We start from the raw sequence: 19,670 nt of genomic DNA on the forward strand, positions 1-19,670 counted from the left end.
CCACCTTCCCAAACCCCGGACAACCCGCGAGGGGGCGCCGGTGCGCTGGACTGAGGAGCGCGCGCTGCGAAGCGAGCGCGTGACGAGGGAAGGCACCGGTCACCGGCCCCCGAGCCGCCGTGCGCAGCACGGCCATGAACACGGCCATGGACACAGCAACGGGGTGACCCCCGCCCTGGAGATCACCCCGACGCGTGCGGCGGTGGCACGGGAGCGGGAAAAGAGCCTGGACAGACCCTTCGGACCGGTTCCGTCCCGTCGGCGGCGGGCTCGGATTGCCGTTGTCTACTGGGTGTCCAGACCCCTCCTGGGTCCATTCCCCCGCCCGGATGGAGTGCCCCGACCCGACGGACCACCGGTCCTGCACCTGGCTGTTCGGGCGGAGCGCACTCCGCCGCGGACGCAGGAGCCGGCGACGTCGGAGACGGCCAACCGGCCAGTCCCGTGCTGGACTGGGCAGCAAACTACCGGCACCGGTCCAGATGTCAACCCCGCTACCAGCTGCGGAGACAGTGCATCCCCCCAGCTAGGCCATGATCGACAAGAGCTGTCAATGCTCTCATGTAATCCGCTGCCACTCAAGCCCCGCCAATTCCCCGGGGAGAGGAGTGGTGTGGACCACACCCAGGCGCTGGGTGGCGCGGGTCAGGGCGACGTAGAGATCGCTCGGCCCGCGCGCGGACTCGCGGAGGATCAGGGCCGGTTCCACCACGACGACCGTGTCGAACTCCAGTCCCTTGGCGTCGGCGACGGTCAGGACCGCCGCGGGGGCGTCCAGGGCCGCCAGGCCGGGCCCGGCGACCGCGCCGGGAACGCCCAGCGTCACGGCCTCGCCGAGTTCGTCCTTCAGGGACTCGGGGACGATCACCGCGAGGCGGCCGCCCTCGACGGCCTCGGACTTCACCAGCGGCACCAGGGCCTCGGCCGGGGAGGCGGCCCAGGGGCGCACGCCGGTCTCCCGGACCGAGTCGGGCGCGGTGAGCCCGGGACCGACCAGCGGGAGGACGGCGGCGGCCACGGCCATCAGCTCGGTGGGGGTGCGGTAGTTCATGGTGAGGCTCTCGGTGCGCCAGCGCCCGGCCACGTAGGGGTCGAGCACCCGCTTCCAGGAGCGCGCCCCGGCCGCGGAGGCGGTCTGCGCCAGGTCCCCGACGAGCGTCATCGACCGGCTCGGGCAGCGGCGCATGACCATCCGCCAGTCCATCGGCGACAGCTCCTGCGCCTCGTCCACGATGACGTGGCCGAAGGCCCAGGTGCGGTCCCCGGCGGCGCGCTCGGCGGTGGTGAGGTAGAACTCGTCGCCCAGGTGCCGGGCGGCGAACTTCTCGGCGTCCATGATGTCGGACAGGCCGGTCAGCTCCAGCACCTCCTTGGCGTAGGCGAGGTGGGCCTGGCTCTCCTCCCGGTCGGCGGCGCGGGCCGCGGCCTGCTCCTCCTCCGCCATCCACGCCCCGGCCCGCAGCACCGCGGGATCGATGTCGCCGAGCAGCTCGGCGGCCTCGTCCAGCAGTGCCACGTCGGACTCGGTCCACCAGCTCTCCCCCTTGCGGGGCGGCTCGCGCAGCAGCAGCTCGCGCTCGGCCGGGGCGAGGTCGGCCGCGGCGTAGTCGAGCCGCTCGCGGGAGGTGAACAGCCCGATGAGGAGCTGCTGCGGGGTGGTGTACGGCCACAGCCGGTTCAGCGCGGCCTTCACCGGCTGCTCGGTGCGCAGGTCCTCGCGGAGGTCGGCCAGCTCGTCGTCGTCGATCATGCCCTTGCCGAGCTGCTTGGCCGCCTGGCGGGCGAGCGCGTTGAGCAGGTGGCGGACGAAGACCGCGCGGGCCTCGTTGTGGGTGCGGCGGGCGCGGGAGGCCCGGTTGCGCGCGGCGTCGAGGGTGCGGCCGTCGAGCCGGAGGGTGTAGCGGTCGAGTTTGATGTCGATCGGCTTGCGGGGCACGCGCTGGCGTTCCCGTACGGCGCGGGCCACCACCTGCGCCATCCGCTCGTCGCCCTTGAGCGCGGCCACCTCGGGCCGGTCCCTGCGCGCGGCGGTGACCCCGGGGTACAGCTCGGCGACCGTGGACAGCAGCACGTCGGTCTCGCCGAGCGAGGGCAGGACCTGCTCGATGTAGCGCAGGAAGGTGAGGTTGGGGCCGAGGATGAGCACGCCCCGGCGGGCGAGCTTCTCGCGGTGGGTGTACAGCAGGTAGGCGGCCCGGTGGAGGGCCACCACGGTCTTTCCGGTGCCGGGACCGCCCTGCACGACCAGCACGCCGTTCAGGTCGGAGCGGATGATGCGGTCCTGCTCGGCCTGGATGGTGGCCACGATGTCGCGCATCCGGCCGGTGCGGCGGGCGCCGATGGAGGCCAGCAGCGCGGCCTCGCCGTTGAGGGTGGCGGCGGCCTCGTCGGTGAGGTTGTCGAGATCGAGCAGGTCGTCGTCGACGCCGATCACCGTGCGGCCCTTGGTCTGCAGGTGACGTCGGCGGGTGACGCCCATCGGGGCGGCGGGGGTCGCCCGGTAGAAGGGCTGCGCCACCGGGGCCCGCCAGTCGATCAGCATCCGCCGCTGGTCGTCGTCGGCCAGGCCGATGCGGCCGATGTAGAGGGAGGTCTGGTCGGCGTTGTCGAGCCGGCCGAAGCAGAGGCTGTTCTCCACCGCCCAGAGCCGGGCCAGTCGCTCGGCGTACATCCCCGCGAAGGTGTCGCGTTCCGAGCGGTTCTGGTGGGTGCCGCCTCCGCCCTGGGCCAGGACACCGTCGAGCTGGCGCTGGGTGCGGTCGCGCAGCAGATCGAGCCGTTCGTAGAGGGTGGAGACGTACTCCTGTTCTTTGGCGAGCTCGATTTGACGGGTTGCCGTCGCTCCATTATCGTTGCTAGTAATGGGATACTCCGGGCCATATGGCTACTGTTAGGTCAATATAGGGCTATTTCAGTAGTTGTGTGACAAACCACCACCTTACCAGGTCCGTCGAGACATTCGCATTCTCTTTCCTCTCGTTCTCTACCCCTCCGGCGTCACAGGTTGATTGCAGCCCGCGCCGCATTTCCCTTTCTCGCTTGACGCCCCGCACCGGGACTTCTAGATTCATTGGAGGTTAGGAAAGTTTCCTAACAGTAGATGAGGTGGAGGGGCAGTGGCCCAACCGACACCGGGCACTCCGAGCCTGCTCCGCGCGATCAACGACCGCGCCGCGATCCAGGCGTTCCTGGAGCGCGGCCCGCTGACCCGGCCCGAGATCGGCGCGCTGACCGGCCTGTCCAAACCCACCGCCTCGCAACTCCTCTCCCGTCTTCAGGACGCCGGGCTCGTCGTCCTGGACGGCATCCGCGAGGGACTTCCCGGCCGCACGGCCGAGGTCTACCGCATCAACCCCGGCCTCGCCCACGTCGCCGCGGTGGACGTCACCCCCTCCCGCATCGAGGCCCGCGTCGCCGACATCACCGGCGCCGTGACCGGCGAGCACCGCCTGCCCACCCCGGGCCGCTCCGGCCGCGACATCGTGGGCCGGCTGCGCGCCGCGCTCGACGGCGCCGGGGCCCAGGACGTCCCCAGCGGCCTGCGGCGCGTGGTGATCGGCATCCAGGGCGCCCTGGACCCGGTCACCGGCAGGCTCGGCTACGGCGGCCACATCCCCGGCTGGCACATCCCCGACCTGGTCCCCACCCTCCGCGACGGCCTCGGCGCCGACGTCCGCATCGAGAACGACGTGAACCTCGTCGCCCTGTGCGAGCAGGCCCGCGGCGCCGCCCGGGGCCGGCAGGACTTCGTGCTGCTCTGGGCCGACGCCGGCCTCGGCTCGGCGCTGGTGCTCGGCGGACGGCTGCACCGCGGCGCGACCGGCGGCGCGGGCGAGGTCGGCTACATGCCCGCGCTGGGCGCCCCCACCGCCCGCGAGGTCGGGCACGACGCCGACCACGGCTTCCAGGCCCTGACCGGCGGCCGCACCGTGCTCAAGGTCCTGCGCTCGTACGGCGTGCGCGGCGCCACCTCCGCCGCGGCCGTGCGCAACGCCGTACTGGCCTCGGAGGGCACCGGGAGAGGGGCCGACGACGCCCGCGCCGGGCTGCGCGACATCGCCGCCCGCCTCGCCGTCGGCCTGGCCGCCGTCACCGCGGTCGTCGACCCCGAGCTCGTCGTCCTGGCCGGGGGCACCTTCGCCGCCGGCGGCGAGACGCTCCGCGATCTCGTCGAGCACGAGCTGCACGCGCTCACCATCCCCCGGCCGCCGCTGCTGCTGTCGGCCGTCGAGGGCAACCCGGTCCTGACCGGCGCTCTCGACGTGGCCCTGGCCGGCGTCCGCGACGAGGTCTTCGGCCCCGTCGTGCCCGGAATCTCCGCGTGACGGCCCGGCCCGCCGGGGCGCCCGCGGTCACTGTGTCCTTTCGCCCGGAGAGTTTCCACCGGGGGCGCTACATGACAGGAGTGAAAAGGTGAAAATCGCCGTTGTCGGGGGCGGCTCGACGTACACGCCGGAGCTGATCGACGGGTTCGCGCGGCTCCGGGACGAGCTTCCCCTCACCGAGATCGCGCTGGTCGATCCGGACGCCCACCGCCTGGAGCTGGTCGCGGGCATGGCCCGCCGGATGCTGGCGCACGCCGGCCACCCGGGGAGGATCCTCGCGACCTCGTCGGTCGAGGAGGGCGTCGCCGGGGCGCAGGCCGTCCTGCTGCAGCTGCGCGTCGGCGGCCAGACGGCCCGGAACGTGGACGAGACGCTCCCGCTGGAGTGCGGCTGCGTCGGCCAGGAGACCACCGGCGCGGGCGGCCTCGCCAAGGCCCTGCGCACGGTCCCGGTGGTGCTGGACATCGCCGAGAAGGTCCGCGAGCACGCGCCCGGGGCGTGGATCGTCGACTTCACCAACCCCGTGGGCATCGTCACCAGGGCCCTGCTGGAGGCCGGGCACCGGGCCATCGGCCTGTGCAACGTGGCCATCGGGTTCCAGCGCCGATTCGCCGCCAAGCTGGGCGTCGCGCCCGAGCGGATCTCCCTGGGCCACGTCGGGCTCAACCACCTGACCTGGGAGCGCTCCGTCCACCTCGACGGCGAGGACGTGCTGCCCGCGCTGCTGGAGTCGCACGGCCAGGAGATCGCCGACGACATCGGCCTGCCGGTCGATCTGATCCGCCGCCTGGGCGTGGTGCCCTCCTACTACCTGCGCTACTTCTACGAGCACGACCTCGTGGTGGAGGAGCAGAAGGCCAAGCCGTCGCGGGCGGCCGAGGTCGCGGCGATGGAGGACGAGCTGCTGAAGCTGTACGCCGACCCGTCGGTGACCGCCAAGCCCGAGCTGCTGGGCAAGCGCGGCGGCGCGTTCTACTCCGAGGCCGCGGTGGCGCTGATCGCCTCGCTCGCCGGCGACCGGGGCGACACCCAGGTGGTCAACCTCCGCAACGGGGGGACCCTGCCGTTCCTGGCCGACGACGCGGTCATCGAGGTGCCCGCCCGGATCACCGCCGCCGGGGCCGTGCCGCTGGCCGTACCGGCCGTGGAGCCGCTCTACGCCGGGCTCATCGCGCACGTCACCGCGTACGAGACGCTGGCCCTGGAGGCCGCGCTGCACGGCGGCGAGGAGCGGGTGGCCGACGCCCTGCTGGCCCACCCGCTGGTCGGCCAGGCGTCGCTCGCCGGCGACCTGGCCCGCCGCCTGATCGACGCCAACCGGCGGCACCTGCCCTGGGCGGGCGCGTGAGGACCGTCCTGGCCATCGACGGCGGCAACAGCAAGACCGACGTCGCGCTGGTCGGCGAGGACGGCTCCGTCCTGGCCACCGGCCGCGGCGCGGCCTTCGAGCCGCAGCGGGCGGGGGTGGGCGCCGCGATCGACGTGATCGCCGAGACGGTGCGGCGGGCGCTCGGCGAGCGGGCGGCCCCGCCGTACGCCGACCACGTGGCCGCCTACGTGGCGGGCGCGGACCTGCCGGTCGAGGAGGAGGCCCTCCGCGACGAGATCCTCGCCCGGGGATACGGGCGGGAGGCGGTCGTCGGCAACGACACCTTCGCGCTGCTGCGCTCCGGGGCCTCGGGGCCGTACGGCGTGGCCGTGGTCTGCGGGGCGGGGATCAACGCGGTCGGAGTCTCCCCCACCGGCGAGGTCGCCAGGTTCCCCGCCCTGGGGAAGATCACCGGGGACTGGGGCGGCGGCATGGGACTGGGCGAGGAGACGCTCTGGCACGCCGTGCGGTCCGAGGACGGCCGCGGCCCGGCCACCGGGCTGGAGCGCGCGGTGCGCGAGCACTTCGGCGCCCGCACCGTCGAGGAGGTCTCCCTCGGCCTGCACTTCGGCGACCTGCCCCACGCCAGGCTGCACGAGCTGGTGCCGGTGCTGATGACGACGGCCGCCGCGGGCGACGCGGTGGCGCGGTCCCTCGTGGCGCGCATGGCGGAGGAGGTCACCGTGCTCGCGGTGGTCGCCCTGCGCCGCCTGGACCTGCTCGGCGTCCCCATGGAGGTGGTCCTGGGCGGCGGTGTGCTGACCGCCCGCGACCCGCTGCTGAACGGCATGATCGAGGAGCTGTTCACCGAGCGGGCCCCGCAGGCCAAGCTGGTCGTGGCCGACGTGCCGCCGATCGTGGGCGCCGCCCTGCTCGGCCTGGACGCCCTGGACGCGAGCGAGGAGGCCAAGGCCCGCCTGCGGGCCCGTTTCTCCGCCGAGGTCTGAGTGCCGAGGACGCCCGGCCGCCGGGAGCACGGACCGAAGAGCGCCGGGGACGTCAGGGCCGGGAACGTGGGGCCGGGGACGTGGCGGCCGCTCACGCCCCGGCCGGCTCACGCCTCGGGCTCCCAGTAGGTCTCCACGCGATGGCCGTCCGGGTCGGCGCACTTGAACGCCACGTAGGCGGGTTCGTCGTAGTGCTCGCCGACCCCGACGCCGTCGGCCCGCATCCGGGCCAGCAGGGCGCGCACCTCCTCCGGCTCGCCCATCCGGAAGCCGAAGTGCAGGAAGGCGGGGAGCGGCCCCACCTCCTGCCCGCCGTGCAGGGCCAGGTCGAAGCCGTCGGCGTTGCGGACGATGACGGTGCCGTCCTCGTAGCGCCGGGCGGTGGCGGGGTCGAACCCGAAGTACGTCTCGTAGAAGCGCAGGCTGCGCCGCGCGTCGCGCACGGGCAGCCCGAGATGGCTCAGGTGCATGGGCACAGCGTGCGACTCCGCCCGCCGTGCCACAAGGTCTTTCTGCACACCCGTTCCTCCCACCGCCTCCCGGAGGCTTCTCCTCGTCCTCCCCGGACGATTCTCATCGCCCGCCCGCCCCGGCGGCGAGGTAGTCGCTGATCAGCCCGAGCCAGCGGGTGTAGGCCCAGCCCGCCAGCCGGTCGGGGAGGAGGCGGCTGAGGTTCGGGCGGTACTTGTCGGTGGATTCGGCGCCGGCCGCCCGGGTGACGCGGGCGGCTCGCGTGGAACGGCCGCGTTCGTATCGGCGCAGGGCGTCCGTCAATTCGGTGAGGTCGTGTCCGGCGACGTCGCGCAGCGCGCGGGTCAGCGCCCAGGCGTCTTCGAGCGCCTGATTGGCGCCCTGGGCCTGGGTGGGGGGCATGGTGTGCGCGGCGTCGCCCACCAGCGTGCCGCGGCCCCGCCCCCAGACGCGCGGGACCCGGTGCCGGTGGTGGGGGAAGAACTCGATCTCCTCGTCGCCGATCGCCGCCAGCACGTCGGGCACGGGAGCGGCCCAGTGGCCGAACCGCCGGCGCAGGTCGTCGGCGGCGGAGGCCCGCGCGGGCTCGCCGGGTTCCCACCGCCGGTCGAACCACCACTGGAGCAGGCCCTCGCCCGCGGGCATCAGCCCGCACACGCCCTCCCTGCCGACGATCAGCAACCCCTCGCGCCCGCCGGTGACCCCGATCGGAATGCGGCTCAGCCCCTGCCAGGTGGCCCAGCCGCTCGGCTCGGCCGGGTCCGCGCCCCACAGGCGCCGCCGCACCGCCGAGCGGTGACCGTCGGCGCCCACGAGCACGTCGCCGGTCGCGTCGCCGCCGTCGGCGAAGTGGGCCACCACCCCGCTCTCGTCGTGGGTCATCCCCGTGCAGGCGCGGCCGAAGGACACCGTCCCGCCGGGCAGGCCGTCGGCGAGACGTTCGATCAGGCGGCGGCGCGGCAGGGAGACGTGCGGCCGTCCGTAGCGCCGGGCGGCCCGCGCGACGTCGACGCGCAGCAGGCGCCGGCCGGCGGCCTCGCGCTGCTCCAGGATCTCGATCGGGCTGCCCGCGCCGTCCAGCGAGACCCCCAGCTCGGCGAGGATGCCCGAACCGTTGCTCCACAGCGTCAGGGCGGCGCCGCTCGTCCGCGGCGCGGGGGCCTTCTCGAAGACCTCGACGTGATGACCCGCGGCGAGCAGTCCCCGGGCGGCCGCGAGCCCGCCGACTCCGGCCCCGATCACGAGCACCCTCATCGCCACTCCTTTCACTACGATCGTTGTACTACTGGAACCGTAGCACTACGGCAGTTGTACAACCACAGCAGCGATAGGATCCGAGGGTGGCGCCACAGAACACGGAACGCCGCCGCGTCCTGGCCGACGCGGCGATCGACGTCCTCGGCCGGCAGGGCGTGCACGGCCTCAGCCACCGCGCCGTGGACGAACGCTCCGGCCTGCCCGCCGGGACGGCCTCCAACTACTTCCGCAGCCGGGACGCCCTGCTCGCCGCCGCCATGGACCGCGTCGCCGACCTGCACCACGCCGAGATGGAGGCCGCCGCCGCCCTGGAGACCGCGCCGATCGGACGCGCCCGGCTCATCGAGATGCTCGGCCTGTCGCTCCTGGCCGCCGCCGACCGGAACCGGATCCGCTACCTGGCGGTCTGCGAGCTCAGCCTCGAGGCGACCCGGCGGCCCGCCCTGCTGGAGACGCTGACGGCGATGAACGAGGCCTCGGTGCGGTTCACCTGCGAGCAGCACCGGGCGCTGGGCCTGGACACCTCCGTCGAGGACGTCCGGACCCTCATCCTGCTCTACGGCAACGCCCTGTTCGGCCTGCTGACCGGCCCCCCCGAGCGGATCACCCGGGAGACCGCGCTGACTCTGGCCAAGGCCCTCGTCGACGGCGTGCTCGGCCCCTCGCGATCCGAGGGCTGAGCCCATGACCGGATCATGGGCGTGGGACGTGGCGATCGGGATCGCGGTCGCGCTGCCGGTCACCTGGCTGGCGCTGATCGCCGTGCTGGTGATCGTCCGGCCGCGGGGCGGGCTGCTCCGGGAGGCGCTGCGGCTCCTGCCCGACGTGCTGCGCCTGGTACGCCGCCTGGCCGCCGACCGGGAGCTGCCCCGCGGGGTGCGCGTGCGGCTGGCGCTGCTCCTCGCCTACCTGGCCTCCCCCATCGACCTGGTGCCCGACTTCATCCCCGTCCTGGGCTACGCCGACGACGCCATCATCGTCGTCGCGGTGCTGCGCTCGGTGGTGCGCCGGGCCGGCCTGCGGGCGGTGCGCCGCCACTGGCCCGGCACCGACGACGGCTTCGCCGCCCTGACCCGCCTGACCGGCCTCGACAGACCACCCCCCGCCGCGCCTCCCACCGCCTGACCGGGCCCGTCGGACGCCTCCGCGCCTCTCGCCACCCGACCGGGCCCGCCGTTCACGCGCCGTCGCCCGAACCGGTGTCCGGCCTCGGCGAAGTCGGCGGCGGGACCGGCCGATCACCAGTCGCGGGTGGCGATCAGCTCCTCCACGTCCGCGTCCGTGAACCCGTAGGCCGAGGCCACGAACCAGAAGTCCTCGGCGATCACTTCGCGCGCCACGGTCTCGATCCCGCTGCCGGCCGCCTCGAACTCGGCCTCCAGCTCGTTGAACTCCTCCGTCGCCGCGTGCGTGAGGGCGTACAGCGCCGCGAGACCCGACGGCCGATCCGCCTCGATCCGCTCGCACAGACGCAACAAGATCTCTTTGCCCCTGTCGACGACATGATCGGGGTAGTAGCCGTCCCGGTACATGCCCTCGAGGAAGCTGTGACCGGCTATCTGCTGGTTGCTGGGGGGCACCCTGTTCTCCTGTCGCCGCCGTGACTCGATGTGCCGATACTGCACGCCACCACCGACAATCGCCCGAATGAGACGGGTGGTCACCGGCGAGTGATCCCGGCGGTGACGGCCGGGCCTCCTGCCGTATCCACGCCTCGGCGCGGGGCAGCCGGTCCTTCGCTCCCTCGTCCCAGATCAGAAAAGGGCGCCGGGTATGGCGGCGCCGAGAACGGGACGGCGGAGGTGCTGGGGGCCGATCATGACGCCGGTGACGCGGAGGGGGGTGAAGTCGGCATCGGACATGATCAGAAAGCTACCGGCAGGTGTGATGCCCTGTCTGCCCCGTCCAGGCCCCGCGCTTCCGCCGGCAGGCCGGCCCCGGGGCGACGCATCCCTCCCAGGGATGTGGTCATCGGATGCTTACTCCCACCTATTGACGAATCAAATGAACGATCTTTTAATTCGTTCATGGGACGCATCGCGGGCGTCACCGCCGCCGAGACGCGTGAACGGCTGCTGCGCGCGGCCGCCGAGGTGTTCGCCGAGCGCGGGTACGACGGCACGCGCGTGGCCGACATCGCGGCCTCGGCCGGGGTGAGCAACGGCGCGCTGTACGCGCACTTCGGCTCGAAGGCCGAGCTGCTGGTGGCCGCGCTGCGCGCGCACGGGCCGCGCCTCCTGGCCGACCTGCTCGCCGCCGATCCCGACCGGCGGATCTCGGATCTGCTCGTCGCCGTCGGCCGCAGGCTGCCCCACCGCCGCGAGGCCTGCGGACACCTCATCGTCGAGGCGCTGGTCGCGGCCCGCCGCGACGAGGAGGTCGCCCGCTCGATGCGCGGCTACGTCGGCGAGCGCGCCGACTGGCTCGCCGGGCTCGTACGGCTCGCCCAGCGCGACGGCGAGCTCGACCCCACGCTGCCGCCGGACGCGCTGGCCCACTTCTGCCTCCTGCTGGCGATGGGCAGCGCGCTGGTCACCTCGGATCTGCACGCGGTGGACGACGAGGAGTGGGCCGCCCTGCTCACCCGCGTCGCGGGCGTCCTCGCCCCCACCGACACCACAGCACAGAGGGGAGCACCGCGATGAAGGTGCGGATCGACTCCGAACGGTGCCAGGGACACGGTCGCTGCTACGACCTGGCTCCCGAACTGTTCGGCGAGGACGACGAGGGCTACGGGCACGTCCTCGGTGACGGCGCCGTACCGCCGGACGGGGAGCGCACGGCGCGCCTGGCGGTGTCCAACTGTCCCGAACGGGCGATCGAGATCCTCTAGGGAGATGTAACATGACCGTCGATGAACGCTTCAGCCGGGACCTCCGGGAGACGTTGAAGGACCGCCCCCTCGGCGTCCGCAACGAGATCGTCACCGGTCCGGTCTCCGACTGGGCGGCCGACTTCTCCCACACCGAGCCCGAGTGGGCGGCCGACCCCTACCCCATCCAGGACGAGCTGCGGCAGCGCTGCCCGATCGCGCACACCGAGCGGTTCGGCGGCGGATGGCTGCCGACCCGCTACGAGGACGTCGCGGCCGTCGCCTACGACACCGAGCGCTTCTCGTCCCGGGCGATCATCATGAGCAACTTCCGGCCGCCCCGTGAGATCGCCCCCATCGGCGGCGCGCCGCCCATCTCCTCCGACCCGCCCTTCCACCACCACGCGCGCAAGCTCCTGCTGCCGGCCTTCACCAAGGCCGCGGTCGCCAGGCGGGAGGCGGCGACCAGGGCGTTCTGCCACTCGCTCATCGACTCCTTCGCGGGACGGGACGTCGTCGACGCCGCCCACGACTACGCCCAGCACATCCCGATGCGGGTGATCGCCGACATGCTCGGATTCCCGCCCGAGGACGGGCCGCGCTTCCGCGAGTTCGTCGAGAACGCGCTCGAGGGCGTCAACTCCCCGCCGGAGGAGCGCGTCGCCCGGATGGAGAAGCTGTTCGACTACCTGTACGCGCAGATCCGCGACCACGTCGACAACCCGCGCGACGACCTCACCACCTACCTGATCAACGTCGAGCTCGGCGGCCACAAGCTCAGCCCGGAGCACGTGGCGGGCACGATGGGGCTGCTGCTCATCGCCGGCGTCGACACGACGTGGAGCGCGATCGGCGCCTCCCTGTGGCACCTGGCGAAGACCCCCGCCGACCGCGCGCGCCTGGTCGCCGAGCCCGGGCTGCTGCCGACCGCGATGGAGGAGTTCCTGCGGGCCTACGCCCCGGTCACCATGGCCCGGCTGGTCAAGGAGGACATGCGCTGGAACGGCGTCGACATGAAGGCCGACGACTGGGTCCTGCTCTCGTTCCCGGCGGCCAACCGCGACCCCGCGCAGTTCGACCGGGCGGACGAGGTCGTCATCGACCGAGAGGTCAACCGGCACGCCGCGTTCGGCCTGGGCATCCACCGCTGCGTGGGCTCGCACCTGGCGCGCATGGAGCTGCGGGTCGCGCTGGAGGTCTGGCTGGAGCGGATCCCGGACTTCGGCCTCGCCGACCCGGCGGCGGTGACCTGGTCCACCGGCCAGGTGCGCGGGCCGCGCACCCTGCCGGTCCGCATCGGCTGACCGCGGCGGCCGGAACAGGCGGGCAGGCGGGGCAGGCGGGGCTCCGCTCCCCGGCCGCCCGCCGCGGTGCGCGCCGCTCCCGGTCCCGCCCCGGTGTACGGCGGGACCGGGAGCGGCGGATCAGCCCTCGGTGAAGTCGAGGTTGCGCGGCCCTTCGGCCAGCGCCCGCCCGTAGTCCCCGGTCACCGGCACGTCCGGGGACACCTCCTCCAGGCTCACCCCCGCCACGAGCGCCTCTCCCCCGCCGGTCAGCAGCACGCCCAGCGCGACCGCGGTGGCCTCGGGGGCCACGTCGAGGACCACCTCGGCGTGGACCCAGCCGGTGGTGCCGGTGATCGGCCGGTTGCTCATGTTGTCGAAGGCGAGCGGCTGGTCCTCGGTGCCGTCGACCCGCATCCACAGCCCCATCTGGTCCGTGACGCCGCGGGCCTGGAGCCAGGCCGACACCCGCATGCGCCTGCCCTGGTACTTCTCGGGCCGGAACATCTGCATCGCCGTACCGAATCCACCGGGTTCGTCCACGGCGCACCGCAGGGACGCCACGGGCAGTCCCTCGTGCTTGTCCCCGGTGAGCTCGAACGTGTACTCCTGCGGGTGCGTCCCCGCCAGCATCCAGCCGATCACCACTGAACTCCTCGTCGTCTCGTAGGGTCGGAGAAGGCGGGCCAGCGTCCGGCGTCCCCGGTGCAGGGCGCTCTTCACCGTTCCGGGACTGATCTCCAGCAGCCGGGCGATCTGGGCGACTTCCAGGTCCTCGTAGTAGTGCAGCCTGAGGATCTGCCGCTGCCGGGGCGGCAGCGCCTCCATCGCCTCCGCGACCGTCGCCGTGCGGTGCCCCTGCCCGGGGCGCAGGGAGGCCAGGGCCGTGACGGCCCGCTCCTCCGCCAGCCGCCGGCGCACCTCCATCCGCGCGGCGTTGGTCGCCACGACGGCCAGCCAGCCGTCCCACGACTCGATGACCGCGCCTCCACGGGTGTGCTGCCAGGCCCGCACGACGGCCTCCTGCACGGCGTCCTCGCCGGACGCCCGCCCGGCGAAGCGCCGCTCCAGCCCCGCCGCGAGCCGTGGGAACGACTCACGCAGGTAACGTCGGATCTCCTTCTCGTCCATCGCACTGGAGATGCGCGGCGCACTCCCCCAGGTTGCCTCGGGCCGAAAATATCCGAAAAACCCTTATTCCTTCTCCACCGAGGTCTCCGCCGCCAGCAGCTCGGGGGGCCGGTGCTCGTACGGCGTGCTGAGGACGACGGTGGTCCGGGTGGAGACGTTGGCCGCGACGCGGATCTGGCTGAGCAGCTCCTCCAGCGCGCTCGGCGAGGCCACGCGCACCTTGAGGATGTAGCTCTCGTCGCCCGCGACGCTGTGGCAGGCCTCGATGGCGCTCAGGTGGGCCAGCCGGTCGGGGGCGTCGTCGGCGGCGGCGGGGTCGATCGGTTTGATGGAGACGAACGCGGTGAGCGGCAGGCCGATCTCGTCATAGTTCAGCAGCGCAGCGTAGCCGCGCACCACCCCGCGCTTCTCCAGCCGGCGCACCCGCTGGTGCACGGCCGACACCGACAGGCCGGTCTCCCTGGCCAGGTCGGTGAAGCTCATCCGGCCGTCCGAAGCCAGCAACGTCACGATCCGGCGGTCGATCTCCTCCACCCGCCCAAGGTAGCGTGATCCCGGCCGCCCCGTTACCGCGCGACGGTCACGATCCGGCTCCGGCGCCGGGTCCCTCTCCTGACCGCGCGGCCAGGGAGGTGTAGACGGTCACCTCGTCGGGACGGATGAGCCCGTCCTGGATGGCGCAGATGAGCAGCTTCTCCTTGGTGGGCGCGGGCCGGCCCGCCGCCGCGTACTTGATCCGGGCCCGGTCGATGTACTGGCGCACGGTCCGCTCCTTGATCCCCATCCGGGCCGCCACCGACGCCTTCGACATCGACTGGAACCAGAACAGCAGCGCGGCCCGCTCCTTGTCCGACAGCTGCGGCCGGTGCGGGCGCTCGTCCGTCGCGATCGCCTGGGCCATCGGCGGCGTCACGTTCGGCCTGTCGGCGGCCACGTCCATGATGGTCTCCAGGCAGGAGTCCCGCGTGGCCCGTCCCTTGCCGATGAACGCCGAGGCCCCCGCGTCCAGCACGGCGCGCACCGTCTCCGGCTCCTCGTGCTCGGAGAAGACGATGACCCGCTGCCCTCCCTGGCACAGCTCGGCGACCCGGCCGACGACCATGGTGCCGTTGAGGTTGAGGTCGAGCAGGAGCACGTCGGCGGCCGTGCCGAGGACGGACTCGATGGTGGGCCCCTGCGCGACCAGCTCCACCGGACCCGGCGGGGAGAACCAGGATCTGACCCCGTCGACCACGACCTGGTGGTCCTCCACCAGGGCGACCGTCACGGGCCCGGTCACGGGGCCTGCCAGATGCTGTTGACCCATACCTCTCCTCCCTGCCGCTGATAGGTCACGACGACGCCGCTGGGCTCGCGCACCGGGGTCGCGCTGACGGGCAGGTCGTCGTTGTCGGCCACGACGGCCACGCTCACCATGGTGGACATCGCGGACACCGTGACCCGGGCCCGCGATCTGGCCCCGTCCAGGGCCCGGACCGGCGCTCTGAGCAGGTCCTCCCGTACGGCCGCCGGCAGCTCGGGCAGGTTCCCGCCGAACGGCGGCGCCGTGACCAGGATCCTGCGCCGCTCGGCCGCGTCGATCCGCTCGCGCAGCACCGCCACCAGCGCGTCGGGCACCTCCTCCCGCTCGGTGATGAGCCGGCGCAGCCGCATGGCTCCGGCCGTGCAGTCCCGCCGCACGCGGTGGTCACCGGGGTCGGCGCCGTCGGCGAGCTGCTTCAGCAGCGATTCCGCCGCGTCGCGGATCGCGTCGTACCTGCGGAGCCGGTCGGCGTGGATGCGCCGGGCGGACTCCCGCCAGGCGTCGTCGGCGGCGAGCCTGCGGGCCAGCACCACGGCGTCCTCGGCGCGGGCGCGCAGGGTGTGGCAGCCCGCCGTGTAGCCGAGCTGCATGGTGATGCCGCCGACGATGACCACCAGGTACTTGGCGATGGAGACCCGGTCGAGCGTCCCGGTCACGACCATCGCCGCCAGCATGATGCCGGCGTTGGCGGCGAGGAACGCGATCAGCTCGGTCCGCCAGCGCGGCCGGTTCCACGCCAGCATGACGCCGAGCCAGCCCACCGATCCCCATCCCCAGTCGCTGACGCCGAGCAGGTCCCCGGGGCGGCAGGCCACGATCACCGCGACGTCCACGGCCAGCGCGGCGACGGCGAGCTCCCGTATCCTGGCCGGCCCGCGGGAGGTTCGCGCCAGCGACAGCGTGGCGATCACGGCGATCGCGGTGTAGACGATCCAGGCTGCCGCCGCCGCCACCGGCCAGCGGAAGTCCCGCCAGCCGGCGACCGTGACCGTCAGGTCGTAGCCGACGTGCCAGAAGCCCGCGATGACCGCGGCGCCGAGGGCGGTGTACCGGGCGTAGCGCTGGGCCACCTGCTCGATGTCCTCGATCACGGCCGCCACCACAGGCGCACCCGGGTGCCCTGCTCGCCGGAGGAGATCTCCGCGCCGCCGTTCGGCAGGGAGCGCATCGTGTCGAGGATCGAGCCGCGGACGCCGAACCGGTCGGGCGGCAGCCGGTGCTGGTCGAACCCGCGGCCCCGGTCGGCGACCTCCACGCGGATCCCGCCATCCCACCTGCTCGACACCAGTTCGGCCTCGCGCACCCCGGAATGCAGTGCGATGTTCGCCAGGGCCTCGGTGACGGCGCGGGCGAAGTGCTCCGCGACGTCCTCGGGCACGGTCTGCGGCGTCAGGCGCCTGCGCACCTCCAGGCCCGCGGCCCGCCCGGCCACCTCCTCCAGCAGGGAGTCCAGGGCGATGGGCCCGGTGACGGCGCGCGGCGCGTCGCGCAGGCCCTCCAGCGTCGCCAGGTCGGCCTCCGCCTGACCGCGCAGGACGGGCGAGGGCTCGTCGTAGACGCCCAGGCCGACCATCGTCAGCGTGTGCAGCGACGTCTCGTGGATGCTGCTGACCTGCCTCAGCTCGTCCTCGCGCCGCCGTCTCTCCACCATGAGCGCGATCCCGGCGTGCGCGCTCTCCCGCAGGAAGGCGTCGGCCGAGGCGGCGGAGCGGCGCAGCAGCGTCATCAGCACCGTGATCGCGAGGATCTGCACGAGGTGGATCGCCAGGGTGCCGGTCACGTCGTGGGAGGGCGAGGCCAGCCGTACACCGGCCAGATACGCGCCGGCCACGGCCAGCCCGGCGGGGACGGAGATCTTCGGCAGCCAGGTGGCCCCGGCGACGACGACGGTCATGGTGACCAGTCCCGCGATCCAGCTCGATCCCGTGTCGAGCGCCTCCCGCGCCACGAGGTGACGCTGCGCGAGGCACAACACGACGGTGGTGGCCACATCAGCGGCCACCAGCCAGGACGGCAGCGGTTCCCGCCGCCAGGCGAGGCGGAGGAACAGCACGGTCCACGCGAGATCGACCGCCAGCATGGGCGCCAGCCACAGGGCGGAGACCGGCGGGACGGCGCCGAGCACCGCGGCGACGACCGCAACCAGGCCCACCGTGCCCCGCGCGGCCGCGCCGGTACGCGCGACGGCCTTGTCCAGCTGCCTGGCCGCCGAGTCGTACCTCGTGGAACTCGTGGAACCGGGGTGAGCCATGTGCCGTCCGCCCGCAATAAGAGCACAAGACGGGTTTCACCCTAACGCGTCCGACATGAATGGGCAGAGTGGGAAAAAAGAAACAGGAATGGATTTCCCTACACTCTGGGCCGCCCACGGCCCCGCGGCACGACGGCTGATCGGCCGTCACCCCGGACGACGGCCGATCAGCCGTCAACCGCACCGCCTCGCGCGGGCGTGTACTGGGCTCGTGTCTCAGCGAGAGGGGAGCCATGACCTTCATCGTGATCACGATCCTGATCGGCTGTCTGTCCACGATGGCGGTCTACGGCCGGCGCGGGCCCTGGCCGCCCGGCACGCCGGCGGCCCGGCCGCGGCTGGTGGTGGCGGGCGGCACGTACGAGGGCTCGCAGGGCCGCCCCTCCGACGTGTACGTCCTTCAGGAACGACTGATCGCGGTGGCCGACGGCGGGGGCGCCACCCGGTTCGGCCACACCGCCGCAGCCCTGACCCTGGGCGCCGTCGTCGTCGCCCGTCCCCAGTACACGGCGCGGCGGGAGCAGGACATGGAGGACTGCGTCCAGGAGGCGCACCGCGCCGTGCGCACCACCGCGCTGCGCAACCCCGCCGTGTCCGGCCTGATCAGCACCCTGGACATGGTCGTCCTCGACCCGGGCGAGAACCCGTTCCTGCGCTACGCCCACGTCGGCAACGGCGCGATCTGGCACTGCCCGAAAGGCGGGCGGCCGAGGTCGCTCACCACGCCGCACTCCTTCGAGGGCGGCCCGCCGCTGCGCGCGATCGGCCTGGAGTCCGACCTCGCCTCCGACCTCGGCACGGTGCCGCTCCACCCGGGTGACCGCGTCGCCATCGTCACCGACGGCGTGATCAGGGCCGTCGGCGCCGCGCGCCTGGCCGAGTTCTTCTCCCGGGGCGCGTCCCCCGCCGCCTGCCTGGACGGGCTGTACGACGAGCTGGCCGCCGCGGAGCCCAAGGACGACGCCACAGTGGTCATCGCGGACTTCGTCACCGTATGACGTCGCCGCACGACGTCCACCGCATGAGGAGGCGGCCGACATGAGCCGGGGAACAACTCCGCCCCCGAATGCGTCATATAGAGATAGTCACGTAGACGCCGCCGCAGCGCGGCGCACCACCACAGGATGCCGGGGCGCAAGGACGCCCGGCGTTCCCCTTGATAGGAGGTCCCGCGTGGGCCTGTCCGTGACCGTACACGGCAACTCCACGATCCACCGGGTGACCGGCGACATCGACGTCTCCACCGCGCCCGCGCTCCGCACGCGCCTGCAGAACGCGCTGACCGCCGGCGGCGGGCTCCTCGTCGACCTGTCCGGGGTGACGTTCATGGACGCCCGCGGCCTCGGCGCGCTCGTCGCCGTCAACAACAGGGCGCGCGAGCTCGGCGGCACCGTCCAGCTCATCGGCGTGCCCGTCGCGGTCCGCCGGCTGCTCAAGCTGACCGGGCTGAACCGCCTGCTTCTGGGCGCGGAACCCGTCCCGCTCTGCGCCTGACGGGCGCGCACGCCCGTCAGGCGCGGAGCCCGGCGAGACGGACGATCACCGCCGGATGGACACCACGTCGTACGGGGTCGTCGGCGTGGGCGTGGTGGTGAAGCGGGCGTTGGGCAGGTAGAGCCGGTCCCCGAACACCGCGACCGTGGTCGGCACGTCGAAGTCCGGGTCGGTCAGCCGTTCGACGACCCGGCCCGACGACCCGTCACGGCTGATCTTGATGACGGCCACGGTGTTGAGCCGGTTCTGCACCACGTACAGGGTGCGGCCGAGCAGCAGCAGCCCGTCCCCGTTGGCGAGCGTCTCCCCGCCCAGGTCCACCCGCGTGGCGGCGCCGGTGGCGGGGTCCACGCGGAACAGCGTGCCGGTGTTGGACTGCACGATGAGCAGCGACCTGCTGTCCGGCGTCTCGACGATGCCGTTGGCGTTGGTGCCCGTGCCGTACACGATGTCCCCGGTGAGCGGGAGCGTCACCGCCTGGTCGGGCAGGGCGCCCCGGCGCCCGAGGGGCAGCCGGTACAGCACGGGGCTCCTCGAGTCGGTGAACCAGGCGGCGTCGCGGGTCAGGACGACGTCGTTGACGAAGGTCGTGCCGGTGGCGAGGGCGTAGGACTTGATCACCTCGCCGGTCCGGACGTCGACGACCCGCGCGTCGCCGCCGGTGCCCCCGGCGACGAACAGCCGCCCGCGCCGGTCGGTCTTCATCCCGAGCGACGGCGTCCCGGGTCCCTCGCTGACGATCCGGCCCTCGCCGGTCCTCAGGTCGGCGCGGTAGATGTCGCCGGTGGCGCGCGATCCGAAGTAGGCCACCGGGCCCGGGCCGATCGCGATCCCCTCCGGCTGGAACCCGTCGGGCAGCGGGAAGTTCTCCGGGAAGGGCGCCACGCCATCGGCCTGCGCGGGCGCGGCCACGCCCATGAGGGCGACAAGCAGCGTGAGCAGCGCGGTTGTAACGGCTCCTGGTCTCATACGATCACCATCCCCGTCCCCCCTGCGCCGGGAAAGATCTGAATCCTCTCTCCCAGCA

General features: G+C 73.2%; 20 protein-coding genes. 10 read left to right on the forward strand and 10 right to left on the reverse strand.

The window, feature by feature from the left end; translation table 11 throughout:
- Positions 1 to 559 precede the first annotated feature (559 nt).
- Positions 560 to 2,824: a HelD family protein gene (locus tag Plo01_RS16315; RefSeq protein WP_507763410.1), complete on the reverse strand. Its 2,265-nt coding sequence runs from the start codon at positions 2,822 to 2,824 to the stop codon at positions 560 to 562.
- Between the two features lie 292 nt (positions 2,825 to 3,116).
- Here Plo01_RS16315 and Plo01_RS16320 point away from each other — a divergent pair, with 292 nt between their 5' ends.
- From Plo01_RS16320 to Plo01_RS16330, 3 genes are all read left to right on the forward strand, one after another.
- A complete protein-coding gene (locus Plo01_RS16320) occupies positions 3,117 to 4,325 on the forward strand; it encodes an ROK family transcriptional regulator (protein ID WP_203891438.1) in 1,209 nt (402 codons plus the stop codon).
- A gap of 88 nt (positions 4,326 to 4,413) precedes the next feature.
- Entirely contained in the window at positions 4,414 to 5,673 is a 1,260-nt protein-coding gene (locus tag Plo01_RS16325; protein WP_203891439.1) for a 6-phospho-beta-glucosidase, read from the forward strand.
- Positions 5,670 to 6,641 carry an N-acetylglucosamine kinase gene (locus tag Plo01_RS16330; protein WP_203891440.1) on the forward strand — a complete coding sequence of 324 codons (972 nt, stop codon included), beginning with the start codon at positions 5,670 to 5,672 and terminating at the stop codon, positions 6,639 to 6,641. Before Plo01_RS16325 ends, Plo01_RS16330 begins: the two co-directional genes overlap by 4 nt.
- Positions 6,642 to 6,748: 107 nt before the next feature.
- Here the strand turns inward: Plo01_RS16330 and Plo01_RS16335 are convergent, their stop codons facing one another.
- Positions 6,749 to 7,111 (reverse strand): VOC family protein, encoded by a 363-nt coding sequence (locus Plo01_RS16335; protein WP_203891441.1) that lies wholly within the window; start codon positions 7,109 to 7,111, stop codon positions 6,749 to 6,751.
- A 103-nt stretch (positions 7,112 to 7,214) separates the two neighbouring features.
- Positions 7,215 to 8,366 carry an FAD-dependent oxidoreductase gene (locus Plo01_RS16340; protein WP_203891442.1) on the reverse strand — a complete coding sequence of 384 codons (1,152 nt, stop codon included), beginning with the start codon at positions 8,364 to 8,366 and terminating at the stop codon, positions 7,215 to 7,217.
- A gap of 86 nt (positions 8,367 to 8,452) precedes the next feature.
- Here Plo01_RS16340 and Plo01_RS16345 point away from each other — a divergent pair, with 86 nt between their 5' ends.
- Both Plo01_RS16345 and Plo01_RS16350 read left to right on the forward strand, forming a co-directional pair.
- Positions 8,453 to 9,049 carry a TetR/AcrR family transcriptional regulator gene (locus tag Plo01_RS16345; protein ID WP_203891443.1) on the forward strand — a complete coding sequence of 199 codons (597 nt, stop codon included), beginning with the start codon at positions 8,453 to 8,455 and terminating at the stop codon, positions 9,047 to 9,049.
- A 4-nt stretch (positions 9,050 to 9,053) separates the two neighbouring features.
- Positions 9,054 to 9,494: a YkvA family protein gene (locus tag Plo01_RS16350; RefSeq protein WP_203891444.1), complete on the forward strand. Its 441-nt coding sequence runs from the start codon at positions 9,054 to 9,056 to the stop codon at positions 9,492 to 9,494.
- A 113-nt stretch (positions 9,495 to 9,607) separates the two neighbouring features.
- On the opposite strand, the gene Plo01_RS16355 is transcribed toward Plo01_RS16350, so the two are convergent.
- On the reverse strand, positions 9,608 to 9,949 hold the full coding sequence (locus tag Plo01_RS16355; protein ID WP_239316455.1) for a DUF5713 family protein: 342 nt from the start codon (positions 9,947 to 9,949) through the stop codon (positions 9,608 to 9,610).
- A 447-nt stretch (positions 9,950 to 10,396) separates the two neighbouring features.
- Between Plo01_RS16355 and Plo01_RS16360 the strand changes: the two genes are divergently transcribed.
- The 3 genes from Plo01_RS16360 to Plo01_RS16370 are packed head-to-tail and all read left to right on the forward strand — an operon-like array spanning position 10,397 to position 12,485.
- Positions 10,397 to 11,014, forward strand: a complete 618-nt coding sequence (locus tag Plo01_RS16360) for a TetR family transcriptional regulator (protein ID WP_203891445.1) — start codon at positions 10,397 to 10,399, stop codon at positions 11,012 to 11,014.
- Positions 11,011 to 11,202: a ferredoxin gene (locus tag Plo01_RS16365; protein WP_203891446.1), complete on the forward strand. Its 192-nt coding sequence runs from the start codon at positions 11,011 to 11,013 to the stop codon at positions 11,200 to 11,202. Before Plo01_RS16360 ends, Plo01_RS16365 begins: the two co-directional genes overlap by 4 nt.
- 11 nt (positions 11,203 to 11,213) lie before the next feature.
- Complete coding sequence (locus Plo01_RS16370) at positions 11,214 to 12,485, forward strand: cytochrome P450 (RefSeq protein WP_203891447.1); 1,272 nt, start codon at positions 11,214 to 11,216, stop codon at positions 12,483 to 12,485.
- Between the two features lie 120 nt (positions 12,486 to 12,605).
- Here Plo01_RS16370 and Plo01_RS16375 read toward each other — a convergent pair whose 3' ends face one another.
- The 5 genes from Plo01_RS16375 to Plo01_RS16395 all read right to left on the reverse strand — a co-directional run bounded on the left by Plo01_RS16375 (position 12,606) and on the right by Plo01_RS16395 (position 17,149).
- Positions 12,606 to 13,595, reverse strand: coding sequence for an RNA polymerase sigma factor (locus Plo01_RS16375; protein WP_203891448.1), 990 nt, complete (start codon positions 13,593 to 13,595; stop codon positions 12,606 to 12,608).
- A gap of 63 nt (positions 13,596 to 13,658) precedes the next feature.
- Positions 13,659 to 14,129: an Lrp/AsnC family transcriptional regulator gene (locus Plo01_RS16380; protein WP_203891449.1), complete on the reverse strand. Its 471-nt coding sequence runs from the start codon at positions 14,127 to 14,129 to the stop codon at positions 13,659 to 13,661.
- 46 nt (positions 14,130 to 14,175) lie between these two features.
- Positions 14,176 to 14,901, reverse strand: coding sequence for a response regulator (locus Plo01_RS16385; protein ID WP_239316457.1), 726 nt, complete (start codon positions 14,899 to 14,901; stop codon positions 14,176 to 14,178).
- Complete coding sequence (locus Plo01_RS16390; RefSeq protein WP_203891450.1) at positions 14,871 to 15,989, reverse strand: hypothetical protein; 1,119 nt, start codon at positions 15,987 to 15,989, stop codon at positions 14,871 to 14,873. The genes Plo01_RS16385 and Plo01_RS16390 overlap by 31 nt, the downstream gene beginning before the upstream one ends.
- The gene (locus Plo01_RS16395; RefSeq protein ID WP_203891451.1) at positions 15,986 to 17,149 is read right to left on the reverse strand and encodes a sensor histidine kinase; all 1,164 of its coding nucleotides are present in this window, start codon (positions 17,147 to 17,149) and stop codon (positions 15,986 to 15,988) included. The genes Plo01_RS16390 and Plo01_RS16395 overlap by 4 nt, the downstream gene beginning before the upstream one ends.
- Before the next feature lie 233 nt (positions 17,150 to 17,382).
- Between Plo01_RS16395 and Plo01_RS16400 the strand changes: the two genes are divergently transcribed.
- Both Plo01_RS16400 and Plo01_RS16405 read left to right on the forward strand, forming a co-directional pair.
- Positions 17,383 to 18,147 carry a PP2C family protein-serine/threonine phosphatase gene (locus Plo01_RS16400; protein WP_203891452.1) on the forward strand — a complete coding sequence of 255 codons (765 nt, stop codon included), beginning with the start codon at positions 17,383 to 17,385 and terminating at the stop codon, positions 18,145 to 18,147.
- A gap of 175 nt (positions 18,148 to 18,322) precedes the next feature.
- Entirely contained in the window at positions 18,323 to 18,643 is a 321-nt protein-coding gene (locus tag Plo01_RS16405; RefSeq protein WP_203891453.1) for an STAS domain-containing protein, read from the forward strand.
- Positions 18,644 to 18,688: 45 nt separating this feature from the next.
- On the opposite strand, the gene Plo01_RS16410 is transcribed toward Plo01_RS16405, so the two are convergent.
- Complete coding sequence (locus Plo01_RS16410; RefSeq protein WP_203891454.1) at positions 18,689 to 19,612, reverse strand: SMP-30/gluconolactonase/LRE family protein; 924 nt, start codon at positions 19,610 to 19,612, stop codon at positions 18,689 to 18,691.
- Between the last annotated feature and the right edge of the window lie 58 nt (positions 19,613 to 19,670).

It is taken from the genome of Planobispora longispora (genome assembly GCF_016863135.1).
Lineage (GTDB): Bacteria > Actinomycetota > Actinomycetes > Streptosporangiales > Streptosporangiaceae > Planobispora > Planobispora longispora.

Bases quoted from the DNA above. Each gene is read 5' to 3' on its own strand.
- Plo01_RS16335 (WP_203891441.1), bottom strand. From the start codon at position 7,111: ATGCACCTGAGCCATCTCGGGCTGCCCGTGCGCGACGCGCGGCGCAGC.
- Plo01_RS16340 (WP_203891442.1), bottom strand. From the start codon at position 8,366: ATGAGGGTGCTCGTGATCGGGGCCGGAGTCGGCGGGCTCGCGGCCGCC.
- Plo01_RS16350 (WP_203891444.1), top strand. From the start codon at position 9,054: ATGACCGGATCATGGGCGTGGGACGTGGCGATCGGGATCGCGGTCGCG.
- Plo01_RS16360 (WP_203891445.1), top strand. From the start codon at position 10,397: ATGGGACGCATCGCGGGCGTCACCGCCGCCGAGACGCGTGAACGGCTG.
- Plo01_RS16365 (WP_203891446.1), top strand. From the start codon at position 11,011: ATGAAGGTGCGGATCGACTCCGAACGGTGCCAGGGACACGGTCGCTGC.
- Plo01_RS16370 (WP_203891447.1), top strand. From the start codon at position 11,214: ATGACCGTCGATGAACGCTTCAGCCGGGACCTCCGGGAGACGTTGAAG.
- Plo01_RS16375 (WP_203891448.1), bottom strand. From the start codon at position 13,595: ATGGACGAGAAGGAGATCCGACGTTACCTGCGTGAGTCGTTCCCACGG.
- Plo01_RS16385 (WP_239316457.1), bottom strand. From the start codon at position 14,901: ATGGGTCAACAGCATCTGGCAGGCCCCGTGACCGGGCCCGTGACGGTC.
- Plo01_RS16395 (WP_203891451.1), bottom strand. From the start codon at position 17,149: ATGGCTCACCCCGGTTCCACGAGTTCCACGAGGTACGACTCGGCGGCC.
- Plo01_RS16400 (WP_203891452.1), top strand. From the start codon at position 17,383: ATGACCTTCATCGTGATCACGATCCTGATCGGCTGTCTGTCCACGATG.
- Plo01_RS16410 (WP_203891454.1), bottom strand. From the start codon at position 19,612: ATGAGACCAGGAGCCGTTACAACCGCGCTGCTCACGCTGCTTGTCGCC.